This is a genomic window from Vreelandella massiliensis (genome assembly GCF_900155385.1).
GTDB lineage: Bacteria > Pseudomonadota > Gammaproteobacteria > Pseudomonadales > Halomonadaceae > Vreelandella > Vreelandella massiliensis.
In genome coordinates, this window is the sequence record NZ_LT699744.1 from 639,711 (window position 1) to 656,651 (window position 16,941).

Sequence of the window (16,941 nt, forward strand, 5' to 3'; positions counted from 1 at the left end):
AACAGTTAAATGAAGGGCGGCATTATAGCAGGCCGCCAGAGAATGACAGGGGTATCGCCCAAGCGGTGCCGGTAAAGGAGAATGACGAATGGCACAGGCATTTGATGCAAACGCTCAGCAAAGCGTGCTGGCATCGCGCGCCACCGACGCGCTCGCACTGGCGAAGCGCCTAGGCGCCGATGCGGCGGAAGTGGGGGCGAGCGTGGATCAGGGCGTGGGCGTAAGCGTGCGTCTAGGTGAGGTTGAAACCGTCGAGCTTTCACGCGATCAAGGCATTGCGGTGACGGTCTACGTCGGCCAGCGTAAAGGCAGTGCCTCCTCCACCGATGCGGGCAGCGAATCGATTCGGGCGACGGTGGAAAAGGCCATGGCCATCGCCCGCTATACCGGCGAAGATCCGGCCGCCGGCCTCGCCGATGCGGCGCTAATGGCCCGCGAAGTGCCAGATTTACACGTTCATCACCCTTGGGCATTAAGCATCGAGGAGGCGACGGCGTTGGCGCTTCGCTGCGAGCGTGCCGGCCGTGATGTCGCCGGTATTACCCATTCGGATGGTGCCTCGCTATCCACCGGCGAGGGGGTGCGCGTTTATGCCAATAGTCATGGCTTTTTAGGCACGCAAAAAGGCAGCCGTCACTCCTTTTCGTGCATGCTAATTGCCGAGGATGGCAATGGCATGCAGCGCGACTACGACTACTCCACGGCGCGCGACCCGCGAGAACTGCGCGACCCGGAAGATGTCGGGCGAGAAGCCGCGCGACGTACCCTGCGTCGCCTCGGAGCCAAGCGTCCGGCAACGGGGACTTTTCCGGTGCTGTTTGATCCCTCAATGGCGAGTGGGTTAGTGGGCCATTTGATGGGTGCTCTCGCCGGTGGCGCCCTGTATCGTCAAGCCTCGTTTCTCTGTGACCGGCTCGGGACGCCGCTGTTTCCCGAGTGGTTTAGCTTGGAAGAGCGCCCCATGGAAGTTGGCGCGATGGCGAGTTCGCCCTTCGATGGTGAGGGGGTCCAAACCCGCAATAATCGCTTTATCGAACAGGGTAAGGTGGCAAGCTACCTGCTCTCTTCCTATAGCGCCCGCCGTTTAGGCATGCAAACTACTGGCAATGCGGGTGGCGCGCGCAATTTACGCCTAAGCGCACCGCTAAGCTCGTTTGAGACGCTGCTGCAGCAAATGGGGCGTGGCGTTTGGGTCACCGAGCTCATGGGGCAAGGGGTTAACGGCGTAACAGGAGACTATTCGCGCGGCGCGGCAGGCTTCTGGGTGGAAAACGGCGAGGTGCAGTATCCCATCGAAGAGTTCACGATAGCGGGGAATCTTGAACAGATGTTCGCTAACTTGCGCGCGGTGGGCAGCGATACCGACACACGCGGCAGCATCCATACCGGTAGCTGGCTGATTGATAACATGACAGTGGCGGGGAGTTAAGCGGTAGCGCTACTTATCTTCATCGAAGCGGGCGTCGAACAGCGCTTGAACAGCCTCTAGCGCTTGTTCGGCATCGTCCCCTTCGGCGGTGACGGTGAGTTCTGTGCCGCAGGGTGCCGCGAGCATCAAAAGCGCCATAATATTGGCGGCATCGGCTTTTTGGGCGCCTTTGTATACGTTGATTCGGGCGCTGAATTGCTGACCGCAATTGACCAATTTGGTGGCGGCGCGTGCGTGTAAGCCACGCTTATTGGTGAGGGTTAATGTTCTCTCTGGCACCCTGGTTCCTTCTTCCAAGCGGTGTCGTTTGGGTTGCTAAGCCGTCACTGTATGCCCAGCATCGACTGAGTCTCTCTGTCACATCACGCTCTCTCAATGGGGTTCAATACCGCCCTCATCGAGGGTGTATTGCAGGCCCAGCTCGCGGTGGCGCACGTGCGCTTCGCCGGTTGTCTCGATGATACGTTGGGCGAGCTGCTCAACCAAGTAGACAGAGCGGTGCTGTCCACCGGTGCAGCCGATAGCGACGGTCATATAGCTGCGTTGGCTACTTTGGTAAGCGGGTAGCCAGCGCACAATCCAGTCGTGGATATCCTGGCACATGCTCTCCACGACCGGGTAAGTACTCAAAAAGGTTTGAATAACTTCATCGCGTCCATTGGATTGGCGCAGCGCCGGGTCCCAGTAAGGGTTGGGCAGGCAGCGCACATCAAATACCAGATCGGCATCTAAGGGCACACCCCGCTTGTAACCAAAGGATTCGAAGGTAATAGTGAGCTGGTCACGCCGACGGTGAGCCACTTGGTCGGTGATACGGCGGCGTAAATCGTGTGCCGAGAGACGTGATGTATCAATGGTGAGGTCGGCTAAATCGCGTACTTCGCTTAGCGCCTCTTCCTCTTTAGTAATCGCTTCTTCGAGGGTTAAATCGCTGTTACGCGTTAGCGGATGGCGCCGGCGCGTGGCCGAATAGCGTTCCAGTAAAATTCTGGCATCAGTGGTAAGAAAGACGACCTGGAAGTGAATGCCCCGCTGCTTTAACTCGCCCAATAGTCGGGGGAGTTGCTCTAATGCGCCGGGCAGATTGCGTGCGTCAATACTCACGGCTAAACGCGCCTGGTCACCCTGGTCACGAATTTCATCCACTAGCGAGCCGAGCAGTACGGCGGGTAAGTTATCAATCGCATAGTAGCCAAGGTCTTCCAGGGCTTGCAAAGCAATCGACTTTCCCGACCCGGAGCGGCCGCTAATGATGACCAGTTGCATAGGGAGTCTCTGTTGGGTATCAGCGCATGTCGTGAGCCGTTGTGTTGGGCACTGATTTACGCTGAATGTTCGCGTATTTTTGCGTTGATCAAATCGAGAAGCTCACGCTGGCTGCCTGTTTTGCGAAGCTGTGCGCGAGTGTCAGCGTCGTTCATGATGGTGGCGACTTGACCGAGTAGCGCAAGGTGCGTGTCATCTGCCTCTTCCGGTACCAGCAGGATGAACACAAGGTCGACTGGATCGCCATCAATGGCATCAAAATCGACCGCTTCAGCCAGTTTCAAGAAGCTGGCAATAGGCGATGTGCAGTGGGGGCTGCGCGCGTGTGGGATTGCGACGCCATTGCCAATACCCGTGCTGCCAAGCCGCTCTCGGCTTATCAGGCGGCTAAACACTTCTTGGCTATCAAGGCTGGGAATGTTTTGGGCAATAAAGGTGCTGAAAAACTCCAGCACCCTTTTTTTGCTGCCCCCCGGAACATCGTAGAGTACGCGTTCCGGGGGAAGGATCGTTTCCAATGTCATTGGATTACCGTGCACCAGCGCCTTGGGCGCGTGCCTGTGCTTTTTCTTTATGCTTAACGAGTTGGCGATCAATCTTATCCGCTAAGGCATCGATCGCGGCATACATGTCGATATCGGTGGCTTCAGCGTGCAAATCTGCACCGGCTGCGTGAAGGGTGCAAGCCGCCTGCTGGCGTTCTTTCTCTACTGACAACGTAACCTGAACGGTCGTGATGTTGTCGTAGTGGCGTTCAACGCGATCAAGCTTTTCGTTGACATAGTCACGCAAGGCGTCAGTCAGCTCTACGTGATGACCGGTGATATTGACTTGCATTGACGTACTCCTTATCCGTCGGACTGTCCCTCGATTGTAACCCTTTTTTCTATTATGCAAAGCCCTTTACGGCAGTTTCCGGTTAACTAGCGTAACCGACGCCGCTCGCTTGACGAAGGAATGCCCATCGCTTCACGGTATTTCGCCACGGTTCGCCGTGCCACATGAATATCTTCTTCGCCGAGCAGCGTGACCAAGCGACTGTCCGAGAGCGGTTTTTTAGCCGGTTCATCCTGTATGAGTTTTTTGATCCGAGCGCGTATGGCCGTGCTGGAGTGACCGTCGCCGTCTTGACCGCTGACCTGGCTGGAAAAGAAGTACTTGAGTTCAAACACGCCACGCGGCGTATGCACATACTTTTGCGTGGTAACCCGTGAAATGGTCGATTCGTGCATCTCCACGGCGTCGGCGATGTCGGCCAAAATCAGCGGCTTCATGGCCTCCTCACCATGCTCAAGAAAGCCAATCTGGCGGGTGATGATTTCGCGCCCTACCCGTAATAGGGTGTCGTTGCGGCTACTCAAACTCTTAATCAGCCAGCGAGCCTCCTGCAAATGCTCTTTAAGGAACTGGTTGTCTTGGCTTTTATCGGCGCGTTTGATCAGGCTGGCGTAGTCGGGTTGAATGCGCAGCCGCGGCATGGCGTCAGGGTTAAGGGTTAAGTGCCAGCCCTGCTCATCATGGTGCACCACAAGATCGGGGATTACATAGCCGTTATCGGTACTGCCGAACGCGCTTCCCGGGCGTGGGTTGAGACTTCTCACCAGCTCGATCACCTCATCGAGCTGCTCTTCATCAAGCCCTAAGCGGCGTTTTAACAAGCGCCGATCGTCTCGGCCGAGCGCTTCAAGAAACTGCCGCACTAGCCGTCGTGCGGCGATTAAAAGCGGGGTATCGTCGGGTAAGGCGGCAAGCTGCAGCATCAAGCATTCGCGCAGATCCCGAGCAAACACACCGGTAGGCTCAAACTGCTGCAGGCGAAGCAGCACACTCTCGATATCGCGCTGATTAACCCCTTCTAGTGCCTGCTGTCGTAACCCATCGCGTAGCTCGTTAAGCGGTTGGTGAATGTAGCCGTTGTCATCCACCGCGTCGATCAGCGTTTCCGCAATTCGCAGCTCGTGCGGGCTAAAGTCCGTCATGGCCAACTGCCATAGGAGGTGGCCCTGTAGGCTCTGGGTGGGGGCGTCGCGTTCAAAATCGGGGGCGTCACTGCTTGCGTTTGAGGCAGTGCCTAGGTCTTGATAGGTGTCCGACCACTCGCTATCCACGGAGAGTTCGCTGGGAATGTTCTCTTCCCACTCTGGCTCTTGTGGCTCTTCAGGGGAGGTGTGTTCGCTAAACTCATCCTCTTGCTCGAGTAGCGGGTTGGTATCCAGCGCCTGCTGGATCTCTTGGCGCAAGTCCAGTGTTGAAAGCTGCAGCAGGGCAATGGCCTGCTGCAGTTGAGGCGTCATCGTTAGCTGGGTACCGACACGCAGTTGAAGGGACGCTTTCATGACCATTGGTAGGCAACCCTTGAGACAGCGGAAGGCTATACCCTAAGGGCAGTGTGGCAGCTGTGCAAGTGCAATAAGCATGCCGCCAGCAAAATACGTGCCATGATTGTCGCTACCATGGGTTAGAGACGAAAATCGTCGCCGAGATAGACCTCGCGAACTTTTTGGTTAGTTAAAATGGTATGAGGCGAGCCGCTGGCAATAATGTGGCCGTCACTAACGATATAGGCGGTATCGCAAATATCCAGCGTTTCACGCACATTGTGGTCGGTGATTAAAACGCCGATATTACGCGCTTTCAGGGTGCGAATAATCGACTTAATATCGCCCACCGAAATAGGGTCAACGCCGGCAAAAGGTTCATCCAACAGAATGAACGCGGGATCTGTGGCCAGTGATCGGGCGATTTCAACTCGCCGACGCTCGCCGCCTGAAAGGCTCATGCCTAAATTGTCGCGAATGTGGGTAATGTGGAAATCTTCGAGCAGGTTCGCGAGTTGCGCTTCTCGGGCCGAGCGGCTGAGGTGTTTGCGCGTCTCAAGAATTGCCATGATGTTATCGGCAACCGAGAGCTTGCGAAAAATCGAGGCTTCCTGGGGAAGATAACCGATCCCCGCCACCGCCCGCTCGTGCATGGGGGCATGCGAGAGATCAATATCATCAATGCTGACCTTGCCCGCATCGGCTTTTACCAGCCCTACGATCATGTAGAACGAGGTTGTTTTGCCCGCTCCATTAGGGCCGAGCAACCCGACAATGCTGCCTTGGGCAATATCGAGATTAATATCCTTGACCACGCGGCGGCGCTTGTAGCTTTTGGCCAAGTGGCGGGCGCTGAGCGTTTTACCCGGCGTTGGCGTTTGACTTGTGGCGGTAATATCGTCGAAAGACACGCGGTCTCTTCTCCTATTCGGACGGCTGCTCCGGCTGAAGCGTCATGCGAATACGTTGATTTTCGCTACCCTCGACGTCCGAGCGGGCCTGAACCACGTCCCGGTCGATAAAGTACTCCAGTCGCCCACCGGTAAAGCGGTCACCGCCCTGGGTCAGCTCTGCACGGTCGATAAGTTCGACGCGGCGTTCAGCCAAGTGGTAGATAATGCGCTGTGCCTGACCCTCCATCACTTCTTCTTGTCCTTCGGGGCGATGGCGCATATAGGCGCGATTGCCAATGGCCGTGGCGCGCGATAACTCGCCTGCCTCATTGCGCTGAATTTCGACTTTATCGCCACGAAGGCGCATTTCCCCCTGGCGAACCTCGACATTACCGCGATAGACGGCGGTGCCCGCCCCCTGATCGATGTCGAGCTGATCGGCTTCAACTTCGACAGGGTCATTGGGGGCCGCATGCGCGCTGCTGATGGCAGCAACTCCTAGCGCTAGGGCCATTAGTGAGCCATATAGGAAGGCGTTGGCTTTCATGGAGTGTCCTCGTTGAAGGCTTCTGCGGGGTGGTAGCCGCGTACATCACCGGTTAAGCGTAAGGCATCATGGTTAAGCCATAGCTCCATGCGTTGTGCTTGCATATGTTGCGGCGGTTGCTGTAAGCGCACGGGCGTATTGCTGTAGGCGTAGGCGTTGTCGCTATCGTAGTGTAACTGCTCGGTGTCAAGCTGCCAGCCCTGTTCCGGGGCGCTGATCCGCGCATCGCCTGTAAGCGTCAGTAGCTCGCGCCGGTCAATGGTGCCGCGCCTTGCACTGGCGTGCCAACGCCGCTGTTGGCTGTCAAAAAGCGTTACCTGCGGCTCCTTGAGCTGCGTGGTGGCGCGCTCCGGGGTGTGGGTGAGCAGGGGGGTCGTTAGGATTTGATGGCGCCTACCGTGGGTATCAAAGCGGGTTAGCGTGGCGTTTTCTACCACGTGGCTCGGCTCTTGGGCGCGCGCCTCTGGGTCCGGTCGGCTAGGGTCGGTGTCATGGAGGTCCAGCCACGCTAATAACGCCCCCAGTCCTACGACAAGCACCAGTAGTACTAGGCGCTTTTGGAGCAACAGATTCCACATTGGCATTATGCCGACGGCAGGCCGTGCAAATAGGTATCCACCACCGCGCCCCAGTGACCCTGCGCGTCGAGCAGCGTGTCGCAGATTTCTCGCACTGCGCCGTGACCGCCCTGGCGCTCGGTGACCCAGTCAGCGTGCTTGTGCATGTAGTCGGGCGCGTTGGGCACCGTAATGCCGACCCCGGCCCGCTTGATAGCCGCCAAATCGGGCAGGTCATCGCCACAGTAGGCGACTTGTTCGATATCGAGGCTCAAACGCTGGCAGAGGCTACGCAGCGTGGCAAGCTTATCTTCGCAGCCCTGATAAACATGCGAGATGCCCAGCGCCGCGGCGCGTTGGCTCACCATGGGGGAGTCTCTTCCGGTGATCAACGCCACTTGCAGGCCGGCACGCTTGAGGAGTTTTAACCCGTGGCCATCTTGGGTATGGAACGCTTTGATTTCGATACCATCCGCCTGAAAGTACAGGCGACCGTCGGTTAAAACGCCGTCAACGTCCAGGGCGAGTAAGCGCACACGGCGCAGCTGATCAATAAGGGGAACAGGTAGTGCCATACAGCCTCCGGCTAAGAAGTGACATCAAGCGTCGTTAAATCACGCCACTGATGAGTAAGTCGTGCATATGGAGGGCGCCAATCGGGCGCTGCTGCTCATCGACAACGGCAAGCGCTGTGATTTTGCTCTCTTCCATTAAGTGTACGGCTTCTGCCGCAAGAACGTCAGGGGCAATGCGCTTACCCGGGCGGGTCATCACATCATCGACGCAGACGTCGCGTAGGTCGTGGTATTGATCCAGCGTGCGGCGTAAATCGCCGTCCGTGTATACCCCGGCTAGGCGCCCTTGGGGGTCGATCACGCAGGTAAAGCCTAGCCCTTTGCGGGTAATTTCCAATAGCGCATCGCGTAGGGGGCTGCCGAGCAAGACCTGAGGTAAACGTTCGCCACTGTGCATCACATCCTTGACCCGCAGAAGCAAGCGTTTGCCCAGTGTGCCGCCTGGGTGAGAAAGCGCGAAATCCTCTGCGGTAAAGCCTCGCGCTTCCAGTAGTGCCACCGCCAAGGCATCGCCAAGTGCTAGGGCTGCGGTCGTTGAGCTAGTAGGGGCGAGATCCAGCGGGCACGCCTCGCGCTCCACGCCGCTGTCTAAATGCGCGTCAGCATGAAGGGCGAGCGTCGAGCGCGTCCTTCCGGTCATGCTTATCAGCGGTACCCCCAAGCGCTTTAGCAGTGGCAAAAGAGCGGTGACTTCGGCGGTTTCGCCCGAATTGGACAGGGCGAGCACTACGTCGCTACGTGTGATCATACCAAGATCGCCGTGGCTAGCTTCACCCGGATGGACGAAAAATGCCGGCGTGCCGGTACTGGCCAAGGTGGCGGCAAGTTTACCGGCGATATGGCCGGATTTGCCCATGCCGGTCACCACGACGCGGCCCTGGCAGGCGATAATCAGTTCGCAGGCCCGGTCAAAGTGAGCGTCGAGTTTTGCCTGCAGCCCTCCGATGGCGGCTTGCTCAATTTGTAAAGTGCGCAGTGCGCTTTCGCGCAGTGGGCTAATCGTCATGGGATAGAAAGCCGTGGTAGTGAAAGGGTGAAGAAAACATTACATGATAATGCCCACCCCTTCAGGCAACAATTGTTTTGGCAGCGTAAGGCGGAGTTAGGATACAATGTTCGATAACTTTTTTGGAACGCTGTTAACACGATAGGCGTATCGTACTGATGTCTGCTAGTACTTGTGTCTGCGTACTTGCGCCCTTCTGACATCGAAACAGCGCCACGCGCCTGGAAAGAGTGCTTTTGCTATGACGGATGCTGGCTTTATTGAAATCGAAAATGTGTACTTTTCACGTGGCGATAATGAAATATTCCGTGGCGTAAGTTTATCCATTCCACGCGGTCAAGTAACGGCGATCATGGGGCCAAGCGGCACGGGCAAAACCACGCTGTTAAAGTTAATCGGCGGCCAGCTTCAGCCCGATAGCGGCCGCGTGTTTATCGACGGCCAAGATGTGCATAAGCTTTCGCGCAAGGCGCTGTTTAGATTGCGTAAAAGGATGGGCATGCTGTTCCAAAGCGGGGCGCTATTTTCCGATTTAAACGTTTTTGAAAACGTCGCTTTTCCTATCCGGGTGCATACCAACCTTCCCGACGCCATGGTGCGCGATATCGTGCTATTGAAGCTTCAGGCGGTGGGCTTGCGTGGCGCGCGGCATCTAATGACCTCTGAGCTTTCGGGGGGGATGGCGCGGCGGGTGGCCTTGGCGCGCGCGGTAGCGCTCGACCCAGAGCTGATTCTTTATGATGAGCCGTTCGTGGGTCAGGATCCGATCTCGATGGGGGTGTTGGTGCAGTTGATTAAACGTTTGAACCAAGCGCTCTCTCTGACGTCTGTCGTGGTATCTCATGATATTAAAGAGACACTGAGTATTGCGGATTACCTGTACTTAATCGCCGATGGTGAGGTGGTCGCTCACGGTACTCCACAAAGCCTAGACACCCACGAGGACCCCCGGGTTAGCCAGTTCATGCACGGTGAGCCAGATGGCCCTGTTCCTTTCCACTATCCGGCGAAACCGCTTTACGACGATATTCTTAGTGAAGATGCAACCATAAGGGTCGGCTAAATGGCTGAATACGTTTCTCACGCGCTCGCGCGTATAACCCGCCTGGGGCGACGAGCCTGCGATGTGCTTGAGGCGCTCGGCCGGGCGGGGCTATTTCTGGTGCAGTCTGCCGTGGGTTTTCCTTCTCGCGAAGGTGTTCGGTTATGGCTGCGTCAAGTGCATTTTGTGGGGGTGTTGTCGGTCGCCATTGTGCTGGTGTCAGGCCTTTTTATCGGCATGGTGCTGGCGTTGCAGGGTTACACTATTTTAGTCGACTTCGGCGCTGAGCAAGTCCTGGGACAAATGGTGGCGCTCTCGCTTTTGCGCGAGCTGGCGCCGGTGGTGGCCGCGCTACTCTTTGCCGGCAGGGCGGGGTCGGCGCTGACGGCAGAAATTGGCTTAATGAAGGCGACCGAGCAGCTTACTAGCATGGAGATGATCGGCGTTGACCCGCTTCGCCGGGTGGTTGCGCCGCGCTTATGGGCCGGTTTTGTCTCATTACCTGTTTTGACCGTGGGGTTTAGCGTCGTAGGCATCTGGGGTGGGTATCTTGTCGGCGTTGAGTGGCTGGGAGTCTTTGAAGGCTCCTACTGGAGCAACATGCAGGCAAACGTGACGTTTTGGGACGATATTGGCAACGGTATGATCAAAAGCTTGGTGTTTGCCGTCGTTGTCACCTGGATTGCGGTGTTTCAAGGCTATGATCTGGTGCCCACGTCAGAAGGTATCTCGCGTGCGACCACGCGTACCGTGGTTTACTCGTCGCTGGCCGTATTGGGCCTGGATTTTGTTTTAACCGCCGTCATGTTCGGCGGCCTATAAATGCGGGAGCAGATGCATGAAACGCAGTAAAACCATGGAATTTGGCGTGGGTCTCTTTATGCTGGCAGGCATCGTTGGGCTCGTGTTTTTGGGCTTACGCGTTAGCGGGCTAAGCCTTTCAGCCCCAACGGAAACATTTCGCTTAGAGGCTAACTTCGCCAACATCGGCAGCTTAAAACCGCGTGCACGGGTTACGATGGCCGGCGTTACCGTCGGTCGGGTGGAGTCGATCGAACTCGATACCGAGTGGTTTGACGCCCGGGTGGTGATGAGCCTGGACAGCAAATTGGAAGGCGAGCTTTCCCGCGATAGCACGGCCGCGATATTAACCGCTGGGTTACTCGGCGAGCAGTACGTGGGATTGAGTACAGGGGGCGACCCGGAAGTACTGGAAAACGGGGATACCATTCGCGATACCCAGTCGGCTCTGGTGCTGGAAGAGTTGATTCAGCAGTTTGTTTCCAGCATGGCGAGCGGCTAGGTCAGAGTGACGCATTGCGTTATCGGTGATTTAAATAAAGGGTGAAGAAGCTATGAATAGCGTAAAAATTAACCGTATGAGTATCGCGCGTGGTCTGGTTGCCTTTTGTGCGGCGTTGATGTTGTCACTGCCGCTGACGCTACAGGCGCAAGAAAAAGGGCCGGTGGAGGTCGTGCGCAATAATATTAACGCCTTCATGACGAAATTGGAGGAGCGCGAGTCGTATTATCAGGAAAATATCGATGAACTTAAAAAAGAGGTGGATAAGAGCCTTGAGTCCGTCGCGGACTTTCGCTACATCGGCGCCAGCGTCATGGGCAGCTACTTTCGCAATGCCACTCCAGAGCAGCGCAGTCGTTTCGTGGATGTCTTTCGTCAAACGCTGATCGATACCTACACCAAGGGACTTGTGACGTTTGATTACGACGAGATCCGCGTGCTTGAAAATCAAAGTGAGCGTCGCTATGACGACCAGGCGAGCGTCGAGATGGAAGTGGTGGCAAATGACGGCGACGTTTATCCGGTAAGTTATACCTTGCGCCTTTCCGACGGTGAATGGCGGGTGGTCAACGTCATCGTCAATGGCATTAACTTGGGCTTAACTTTCCGTAATCAGTTTGACCAAGCAATGCGCGATAATAGTCGTGACTACGACGCGGTGATCAAGGGGTGGTCGCCCGACGTGGGTGTCGAAGAGCTCGAAGAAGGGGGCAACGCGTGAGTGCGTTGTTCTCGGAGCAAGATGTGGTACTTGAGCAGTATGAGCAAACGCTCTCCCTCAGCGGCGACGTGGGAACCAGCGTCGCCGCTGACTTGGCGGCCGCTGGAGGGGAGTGGATAAAAGGCACGTCACTTGATGCGCTGAGGATAAACTTTGACGGCGTAGAGAAAGCCAGTAGTGCGGCGCTTAGCGTGCTTTTGCAGTGGTTGCGCATGTGCCAGCAGCGCCATATCAATGTCATTTCGGTGTCGCTTTCGGCCCCGCTTCAGCGCTTGGCAGATTTGGCCGAGCTTGATGCCCTACTACAAGACCCGACGGGTGAAATGGCTTCTTCCGACTAAAAAAGCCCGTTTTGTTAACCGATGGCGGAGGTTAAGCTGCGCCTTTTGACACGGGTGTGCGGCAACGCATCGCCAAAGCCGTGGCTTTTCTTTATCATTACACCCCTTTCCCCGACGTTTTCACAGGAGTTTTCTACTCATGCAACCCAGTGAGGTAAAAGCACTACTTGAGTCGCGCCTTGACGGATGCCAGTTCCATATCCAAGGCGAGGGCTGCAATTTTCAAGTGGTTGCAGTTGGTGAGGTCTTCGAGGGGCTGTCGCCTGTTAAGCGTCAGCAACTTGTCTACAGTGCCTTAAGCGATGAGATCGCCTCAGGCGCGCTTCACGCGATTAGCATCAAAACCTACACACCGGCGCAGTGGGAAAATGCGCCCGAAAACGCCCAGTAACGGCGGGCTGTATGGATAAATTACTGATTACGGGTAACGGAGTCGTCGATGGCGAAGTCTGGGCGAGTGGGGCTAAAAACGCCGCCTTACCCATTCTGTGCGCCAGCCTGCTCGCTGACGGCCCGGTGGTGATCGGCAACTTACCGCATCTGCAGGATATCACCACCACGCTTGAGCTATTGGGGCGGATGGGCGTCGAGCCCGTGATGGGAGAGAAGTTGAGCATTCAGCTCGATGGTGCTCAGGTAACGCATTGCCATGCGCCTTATGAGCTGGTGAAAAAAATGCGCGCCTCCATCTTGGTGCTGGGGCCGCTTTTAGCCCACTTTGGCCATGCGGATGTATCACTCCCTGGCGGCTGTGCGATAGGGTCGCGTCCGGTCGACTTGCACATTCGTGGGTTGGAAGCGATGGGCGCGGAAATTCGGGTTGAAAATGGCTATATTCGGGCGCGGGTCGATGGCCGGCTGAAAGGTGCCACGATCTTTTTCGATACCGTCACGGTGACAGGAACCGAAAACTTGCTGATGGCCGCAACGCTCGCGGAAGGCAAAACGGTGTTGGAAAACGCCGCCCGCGAACCCGAAATTGTCGATTTGGCCGAGTGCTTAATCAAAATGGGCGCGCGGATTACCGGCCATGGCACCGATACCATCGTGATTGAAGGCGTCGAGCGGATGCATGGCTGCGAGCACGATGTGATGCCCGACCGTATTGAGACCGGCACGTTCTTGGTCGCCGCGGCCATGACCGGCGGGCGCGTGAAGGTGACCCGCACGCGGGCGGATATTCTTGAGGCGGTGCTGGCAAAGCTTGAAGAAGCGGGGGCTAGCATTACCACCGGTGAGGATTGGATTGCGCTGGATATGCAGGGCAAGCGTCCCAAGGCGGTTAATATTCGCACGGCGCCATACCCGGCGTTCCCCACGGACATGCAGGCGCAGTTTGTGGCGATGAATGCTGTTGCCGAGGGGAGTTCGCGGGTCGTCGAGACGATCTTTGAAAATCGTTTTATGCACGTGCAAGAGCTCAACCGTATGGGCGCCAATATTGCCTTGGAAGGTAATGCGGCCTTGATCGTCGGCGTGGAGAAGCTCTCTGGCGCGCCGGTGATGGCAACCGATTTGCGCGCCTCGGCATCGCTGGTAATCGCCGCGATGATGGCCGAAGGGGAGACCCTGGTTGACCGTATTTATCATATTGATCGTGGCTATGAGTGCATTGAAGAGAAGCTACAGCAGCTAGGGGCGCGTATTCGCCGTATTCCGGGCTAAGCCACGCACTAACCATTGGCAATGACGATGAGTAAGCAACTGATTTTAGCGCTCTCTAAAGGGCGGATTCTGGAAGAAACGCTTCCGCTGTTGGCTGATGCGGGTATCTCGCCAGCAGAAGACTTGGGCAAAAGCCGTAAACTTTTGTTTGATACCAACCTGCCTAATGTGAAGTTGGTCGTGATTCGCGCAACCGATGTGCCCACTTACGTGCAGCTTGGCGCTGCGGATATGGGGGTCGCCGGTAAAGATGTGTTGCTTGAACATGGCGCTGAAAATCTTTACGAGCCGCTCGATTTAGCCATTGCCCGCTGCAAGCTAATGACCGCGGGGACGGCCGGAGAGGCGCCAGGCCGTGCTCGCCGCCGTGTGGCAACCAAGTTTGTCAATGTGGCGCGGCGCTATTATGCCGAGCAAGGCATCCAGGCGGAGGTCATTAAGCTTTACGGTGCGATGGAGCTGGCGCCGATCATGAACCTGGCCGATGAAATCGTGGATATTGTCGATACCGGTAATACGTTGCGTGCCAATGGGATGGAGCCTCGCGAGTTGATTGCCCCCATTAGCACCCGCTTGGTCGTGAATAAGGCATCAATGACCATGAAGCACGCCCAAATCAAGCCGCTTATTGAGCGCTTGGGTGCGGCGGTAACAAAACGTCAGAGTCAGCCGGTTAGCCCTTAACCCCAGAAGAGGTAGCCATGAGCGATACGGTAACAGCGCCGACGGTGGCGCGGCTTTCTACCCGTGATGCGGATTTTACCCAGCGTTTGGATACGCTACTCGATTGGGAGGGTGTGTCGGATCATGCTGTTCAGCACCGCGTGAACGACATTCTGACGCAGGTTAAGCAGCGTGGCGATGCGGCCGTGATCGAGACGACCAATCGGTTTGACCGTTTGTCGGTCAGCGCCATGAGCGAGCTTACGCTGACGCCCGAGCAGCTTGAGCAAGCCTTTGACGCGCTTCCTACTGAGCAGCGCGTAGCGTTATCCGCTGCCGCCGAGCGTATTCGGCGCTATCACGAGCGGCAAAAGCCCGAGTCTTGGCAGTATACCGAGGCCGATGGCACGGTGCTGGGGCAGAAAGTGACGCCGATAGACCGCGCGGGGATTTATGTACCTGGGGGGAAGGCGGCTTACCCCTCGTCGGTGCTCATGAATGCAATTCCTGCCCACGTCGCGGGTGTCAACGAGATCGTTATGGTGGTGCCGACGCCGGATGGGGTGGTTAATGATATGGTGCTGGCGGCTGCGCACTTGGCCGGGGTGGACTACGTTTTCACCATCGGTGGCGCTCAGGCGGTGGCCGCGCTCGCTTATGGCACCGAAACGGTTCCGCGCGTGGATAAAATTGTAGGGCCGGGTAATATTTACGTGGCGACCGCCAAGCGCGCCGTCTTTGGTCAGGTCGGGATTGATATGATTGCCGGGCCCTCGGAGATTTTGGTGGTCAGCGATGGGCAAACCGACCCTGATTGGCTTGCCATGGATCTCTTCTCTCAGGCAGAGCATGACGAAGACGCTCAGGCGGTATTCGTTAGCTGGGATGCCGAGCACTTGCAGGCCGTAGAGGCGTCAATCGAGCGATTACTCCCGACGCTTGAACGTGAAGCGATTGTTCGGGCCTCGCTGCGCCGGCGCGGAGCGCTGATTGCGTGCCAGGATAAAACCGAGGCCATTGCCCTTATTAACCGTATTGCCCCAGAGCACTTAGAGCTCTCCGTTGCGGATCCCCATGAGTGGTTGGACGATATTCGTCACGCGGGGGCGATCTTTATGGGGCGCTATACGGCAGAAGCGCTGGGTGACTACTGTGCTGGGCCCAATCACGTGCTGCCCACCTCGGGTACCGCACGCTTCTCCTCACCGCTTGGGGTTTATGATTTCCAGAAGCGCTCATCCATTATCCACTGCTCGGCGGAGGGGGCTTCAGCACTGGGTGAAATAGCCTCGGAGCTGGCCCGCGGGGAGTCGTTAACGGCGCACGCCCGTTCAGCCGAGTATCGCATCCGCCGTTAAGCGTTAGGATTAGGCGGGCGGCGGGCGGCGGGTGGTGGGGAGTGTCGGCACGGGGCGCTCACCCACTTCAAGCGTGACGTCCATGACTTCACCGCCGCGTACGATAGTGAGCGGCAGCTTCGTGCCGGGTTCGATGGCGGCGATATCGCTCATCGTAGCGCGAGCGTCCAGTACCGGTTGGCCATCGACCGCAAGCAGTACATCGCCCGGCTGCAAGCCTGCTTTATCGGCAGGCCCGCCTTGGATGACCCCCGCAATAATCATCCCTTGCGGAGTGCGTAGCCCAAAAGAGGCGGCAAGCTCTCGGGATAAAGCCTGCGCTTCAATTCCTAACCAGCCGCGAATCACTCTTCCCTGGGTCACAAGTTCATTCAAAATGCTGTGTGCCAGATTGGCCGGAATGGCAAACCCAATCCCCTGTGAGCCACCCGAGCGAGAAAAAATCGCTGTGTTGATGCCCACCAAAGCGCCGTCTGAGTTGATCAGTGCGCCACCGGAATTCCCGGGATTAATGGCAGCGTCGGTCTGGATAAAGTCCTCATAAGCGTTTAAGCCTAAGTGGCTTCGCCCTGTGGCGCTTATAATGCCCATGGTGACCGTCTGGCCCACCCCAAAGGGGTTGCCGATGGCAAGCGAAACATCGCCCACGGCCACATCGGCTGAGTCGGTCAAGGCAATAACGGGAAGGTCATCTAAAGGAATGTGTAGCACGGCCAAGTCGCTTTCAGGGTCAGTGCCGATCACCTGGGCGATGGTTTCGCGCCCGTCGCGCAGTGCCACCTGTATTTCATCGGCGCCATTAATCACATGGTGGTTGGTCAGAACATAACCGTCCTGGCTCACGATGACGCCTGAGCCAAGGCTTGAAAGCATGCGCTGCTGCTGGGCGGCGTCATCGTCATCAAAAAACTGCTGAAAGAAAGGGTCCGACATCAAAGGGTGTTGGTCTCGCTCAACAATGCGCGAGGAGTAAATATTGACGACCGCCGGCGCGGCACGGTTGACAGCGTCAGCGTAACTTGCGGGGCCTTCATTGCGCGTTAAGGGAGGGGCTTGCTCCACATCGGGCTTGGGGCGTTGGGTATCGGACTCTGTTTCTGATGTAGTGACAAGTGCGGGGTCAGAGGTATCGTCCGGCGTCGGAGACAGCGACGATAAGGGGTTGGGAACCCGGTCGGGAAATAGCGCAAGAAAGAGTACTGCGAACAATATGCCGGTCATAATGGGCCATATATAAGGCAGTACGAAACGTTGCAT

Annotated in this window: 21 protein-coding genes; 10 read left to right on the forward strand and 11 right to left on the reverse strand. The window is 56.9% G+C overall.

All coding sequences use genetic code 11. The features are described 5' to 3' along the window. The first annotated feature begins 88 nt into the window (after positions 1 to 88). A complete protein-coding gene (pmbA, locus tag BQ9846_RS02930) occupies positions 89 to 1,429 on the forward strand; it encodes a metalloprotease PmbA (protein ID WP_075879116.1) in 1,341 nt (446 codons plus the stop codon). Between the two features lie 9 nt (positions 1,430 to 1,438). Here pmbA and BQ9846_RS02935 read toward each other — a convergent pair whose 3' ends face one another. The 10 genes from BQ9846_RS02935 to BQ9846_RS02980 all read right to left on the reverse strand — a co-directional run bounded on the left by BQ9846_RS02935 (position 1,439) and on the right by BQ9846_RS02980 (position 8,591). Then, on the reverse strand, positions 1,439 to 1,708 hold the full coding sequence (locus BQ9846_RS02935) for an HPr family phosphocarrier protein (RefSeq protein ID WP_075879117.1): 270 nt from the start codon (positions 1,706 to 1,708) through the stop codon (positions 1,439 to 1,441). Between the two features lie 93 nt (positions 1,709 to 1,801). Continuing rightward, positions 1,802 to 2,695: an RNase adapter RapZ gene (gene rapZ / locus BQ9846_RS02940; RefSeq protein ID WP_075879118.1), complete on the reverse strand. Its 894-nt coding sequence runs from the start codon at positions 2,693 to 2,695 to the stop codon at positions 1,802 to 1,804. Positions 2,696 to 2,751: 56 nt separating this feature from the next. Then, on the reverse strand, positions 2,752 to 3,219 hold the full coding sequence (locus BQ9846_RS02945) for a PTS sugar transporter subunit IIA (protein ID WP_075879119.1): 468 nt from the start codon (positions 3,217 to 3,219) through the stop codon (positions 2,752 to 2,754). 4 nt (positions 3,220 to 3,223) lie between these two features. Then, positions 3,224 to 3,532 (reverse strand): ribosome hibernation-promoting factor, HPF/YfiA family, encoded by a 309-nt coding sequence (gene hpf / locus BQ9846_RS02950; RefSeq protein WP_075879120.1) that lies wholly within the window; start codon positions 3,530 to 3,532, stop codon positions 3,224 to 3,226. Between the two features lie 86 nt (positions 3,533 to 3,618). Further along, on the reverse strand, positions 3,619 to 5,037 hold the full coding sequence (locus tag BQ9846_RS02955) for an RNA polymerase factor sigma-54 (RefSeq protein ID WP_075879121.1): 1,419 nt from the start codon (positions 5,035 to 5,037) through the stop codon (positions 3,619 to 3,621). Between the two features lie 116 nt (positions 5,038 to 5,153). Next, a complete protein-coding gene (gene lptB / locus BQ9846_RS02960; RefSeq protein ID WP_235818892.1) occupies positions 5,154 to 5,924 on the reverse strand; it encodes an LPS export ABC transporter ATP-binding protein in 771 nt (256 codons plus the stop codon). Positions 5,925 to 5,937: 13 nt separating this feature from the next. After that, positions 5,938 to 6,453 (reverse strand): lipopolysaccharide transport periplasmic protein LptA, encoded by a 516-nt coding sequence (gene lptA, locus BQ9846_RS02965; protein ID WP_075879122.1) that lies wholly within the window; start codon positions 6,451 to 6,453, stop codon positions 5,938 to 5,940. Further along, positions 6,450 to 7,031, reverse strand: a complete 582-nt coding sequence (lptC, locus tag BQ9846_RS02970) for an LPS export ABC transporter periplasmic protein LptC (RefSeq protein ID WP_210433163.1) — start codon at positions 7,029 to 7,031, stop codon at positions 6,450 to 6,452. Before lptC ends, lptA begins: the two co-directional genes overlap by 4 nt. A gap of 5 nt (positions 7,032 to 7,036) precedes the next feature. Beyond that, the gene (locus BQ9846_RS02975; protein ID WP_075879123.1) at positions 7,037 to 7,585 is read right to left on the reverse strand and encodes a KdsC family phosphatase; all 549 of its coding nucleotides are present in this window, start codon (positions 7,583 to 7,585) and stop codon (positions 7,037 to 7,039) included. Between the two features lie 34 nt (positions 7,586 to 7,619). Next, the gene (locus tag BQ9846_RS02980) at positions 7,620 to 8,591 is read right to left on the reverse strand and encodes a KpsF/GutQ family sugar-phosphate isomerase (RefSeq protein ID WP_075879124.1); all 972 of its coding nucleotides are present in this window, start codon (positions 8,589 to 8,591) and stop codon (positions 7,620 to 7,622) included. Between the two features lie 241 nt (positions 8,592 to 8,832). On the opposite strand from BQ9846_RS02980, the gene BQ9846_RS02985 reads away from it, so the two are divergent. From BQ9846_RS02985 to hisD, 9 genes are all read left to right on the forward strand, one after another. After that, positions 8,833 to 9,654, forward strand: coding sequence for an ABC transporter ATP-binding protein (locus BQ9846_RS02985; RefSeq protein ID WP_075879125.1), 822 nt, complete (start codon positions 8,833 to 8,835; stop codon positions 9,652 to 9,654). Then, complete coding sequence (mlaE, locus tag BQ9846_RS02990; RefSeq protein WP_075879126.1) at positions 9,655 to 10,455, forward strand: lipid asymmetry maintenance ABC transporter permease subunit MlaE; 801 nt, start codon at positions 9,655 to 9,657, stop codon at positions 10,453 to 10,455. Positions 10,456 to 10,471: 16 nt separating this feature from the next. After that, positions 10,472 to 10,936, forward strand: a complete 465-nt coding sequence (gene mlaD, locus BQ9846_RS02995; RefSeq protein WP_075879127.1) for an outer membrane lipid asymmetry maintenance protein MlaD — start codon at positions 10,472 to 10,474, stop codon at positions 10,934 to 10,936. Positions 10,937 to 10,988: 52 nt separating this feature from the next. Beyond that, on the forward strand, positions 10,989 to 11,657 hold the full coding sequence (locus BQ9846_RS03000; protein WP_075879128.1) for an MlaC/ttg2D family ABC transporter substrate-binding protein: 669 nt from the start codon (positions 10,989 to 10,991) through the stop codon (positions 11,655 to 11,657). Next, complete coding sequence (locus BQ9846_RS03005) at positions 11,654 to 11,998, forward strand: STAS domain-containing protein (protein ID WP_075879129.1); 345 nt, start codon at positions 11,654 to 11,656, stop codon at positions 11,996 to 11,998. The genes BQ9846_RS03000 and BQ9846_RS03005 overlap by 4 nt, the downstream gene beginning before the upstream one ends. Before the next feature lie 139 nt (positions 11,999 to 12,137). Continuing rightward, a complete protein-coding gene (locus BQ9846_RS03010) occupies positions 12,138 to 12,389 on the forward strand; it encodes a BolA family protein (RefSeq protein ID WP_075879130.1) in 252 nt (83 codons plus the stop codon). An 11-nt stretch (positions 12,390 to 12,400) separates the two neighbouring features. Next, positions 12,401 to 13,663, forward strand: coding sequence for a UDP-N-acetylglucosamine 1-carboxyvinyltransferase (gene murA / locus BQ9846_RS03015; protein WP_075879131.1), 1,263 nt, complete (start codon positions 12,401 to 12,403; stop codon positions 13,661 to 13,663). A gap of 27 nt (positions 13,664 to 13,690) precedes the next feature. Next, positions 13,691 to 14,347, forward strand: coding sequence for an ATP phosphoribosyltransferase (gene hisG / locus BQ9846_RS03020; protein ID WP_075879132.1), 657 nt, complete (start codon positions 13,691 to 13,693; stop codon positions 14,345 to 14,347). 17 nt (positions 14,348 to 14,364) lie between these two features. Next, on the forward strand, positions 14,365 to 15,684 hold the full coding sequence (hisD, locus tag BQ9846_RS03025) for a histidinol dehydrogenase (protein WP_075879133.1): 1,320 nt from the start codon (positions 14,365 to 14,367) through the stop codon (positions 15,682 to 15,684). 9 nt (positions 15,685 to 15,693) lie between these two features. On the opposite strand, the gene BQ9846_RS03030 is transcribed toward hisD, so the two are convergent. After that, on the reverse strand, positions 15,694 to 16,941 hold the full coding sequence (locus tag BQ9846_RS03030) for a S1C family serine protease (protein ID WP_075879134.1): 1,248 nt from the start codon (positions 16,939 to 16,941) through the stop codon (positions 15,694 to 15,696).

What these genes read in the sequence shown, in the direction of transcription:
- BQ9846_RS03000 (WP_075879128.1), top strand. Translation starts at nt 10,989, where the DNA reads ATGAATAGCGTAAAAATTAACCGTATGAGTATCGCGCGTGGTCTGGTT.
- lptC (WP_210433163.1), bottom strand. Translation starts at nt 7,031, where the DNA reads ATGTGGAATCTGTTGCTCCAAAAGCGCCTAGTACTACTGGTGCTTGTC.
- BQ9846_RS02975 (WP_075879123.1), bottom strand. Translation starts at nt 7,585, where the DNA reads ATGGCACTACCTGTTCCCCTTATTGATCAGCTGCGCCGTGTGCGCTTA.
- BQ9846_RS02980 (WP_075879124.1), bottom strand. Translation starts at nt 8,591, where the DNA reads ATGACGATTAGCCCACTGCGCGAAAGCGCACTGCGCACTTTACAAATT.
- hisD (WP_075879133.1), top strand. Translation starts at nt 14,365, where the DNA reads ATGAGCGATACGGTAACAGCGCCGACGGTGGCGCGGCTTTCTACCCGT.
- BQ9846_RS03010 (WP_075879130.1), top strand. Translation starts at nt 12,138, where the DNA reads ATGCAACCCAGTGAGGTAAAAGCACTACTTGAGTCGCGCCTTGACGGA.
- mlaD (WP_075879127.1), top strand. Translation starts at nt 10,472, where the DNA reads ATGAAACGCAGTAAAACCATGGAATTTGGCGTGGGTCTCTTTATGCTG.
- lptA (WP_075879122.1), bottom strand. Translation starts at nt 6,453, where the DNA reads ATGAAAGCCAACGCCTTCCTATATGGCTCACTAATGGCCCTAGCGCTA.
- hpf (WP_075879120.1), bottom strand. Translation starts at nt 3,532, where the DNA reads ATGCAAGTCAATATCACCGGTCATCACGTAGAGCTGACTGACGCCTTG.
- BQ9846_RS02985 (WP_075879125.1), top strand. Translation starts at nt 8,833, where the DNA reads ATGACGGATGCTGGCTTTATTGAAATCGAAAATGTGTACTTTTCACGT.
- BQ9846_RS02955 (WP_075879121.1), bottom strand. Translation starts at nt 5,037, where the DNA reads ATGGTCATGAAAGCGTCCCTTCAACTGCGTGTCGGTACCCAGCTAACG.
- rapZ (WP_075879118.1), bottom strand. Translation starts at nt 2,695, where the DNA reads ATGCAACTGGTCATCATTAGCGGCCGCTCCGGGTCGGGAAAGTCGATT.
- pmbA (WP_075879116.1), top strand. Translation starts at nt 89, where the DNA reads ATGGCACAGGCATTTGATGCAAACGCTCAGCAAAGCGTGCTGGCATCG.
- BQ9846_RS02945 (WP_075879119.1), bottom strand. Translation starts at nt 3,219, where the DNA reads ATGACATTGGAAACGATCCTTCCCCCGGAACGCGTACTCTACGATGTT.
- hisG (WP_075879132.1), top strand. Translation starts at nt 13,691, where the DNA reads ATGAGTAAGCAACTGATTTTAGCGCTCTCTAAAGGGCGGATTCTGGAA.
- mlaE (WP_075879126.1), top strand. Translation starts at nt 9,655, where the DNA reads ATGGCTGAATACGTTTCTCACGCGCTCGCGCGTATAACCCGCCTGGGG.
- murA (WP_075879131.1), top strand. Translation starts at nt 12,401, where the DNA reads ATGGATAAATTACTGATTACGGGTAACGGAGTCGTCGATGGCGAAGTC.
- BQ9846_RS03030 (WP_075879134.1), bottom strand. Translation starts at nt 16,941, where the DNA reads ATGCAACGTTTCGTACTGCCTTATATATGGCCCATTATGACCGGCATA.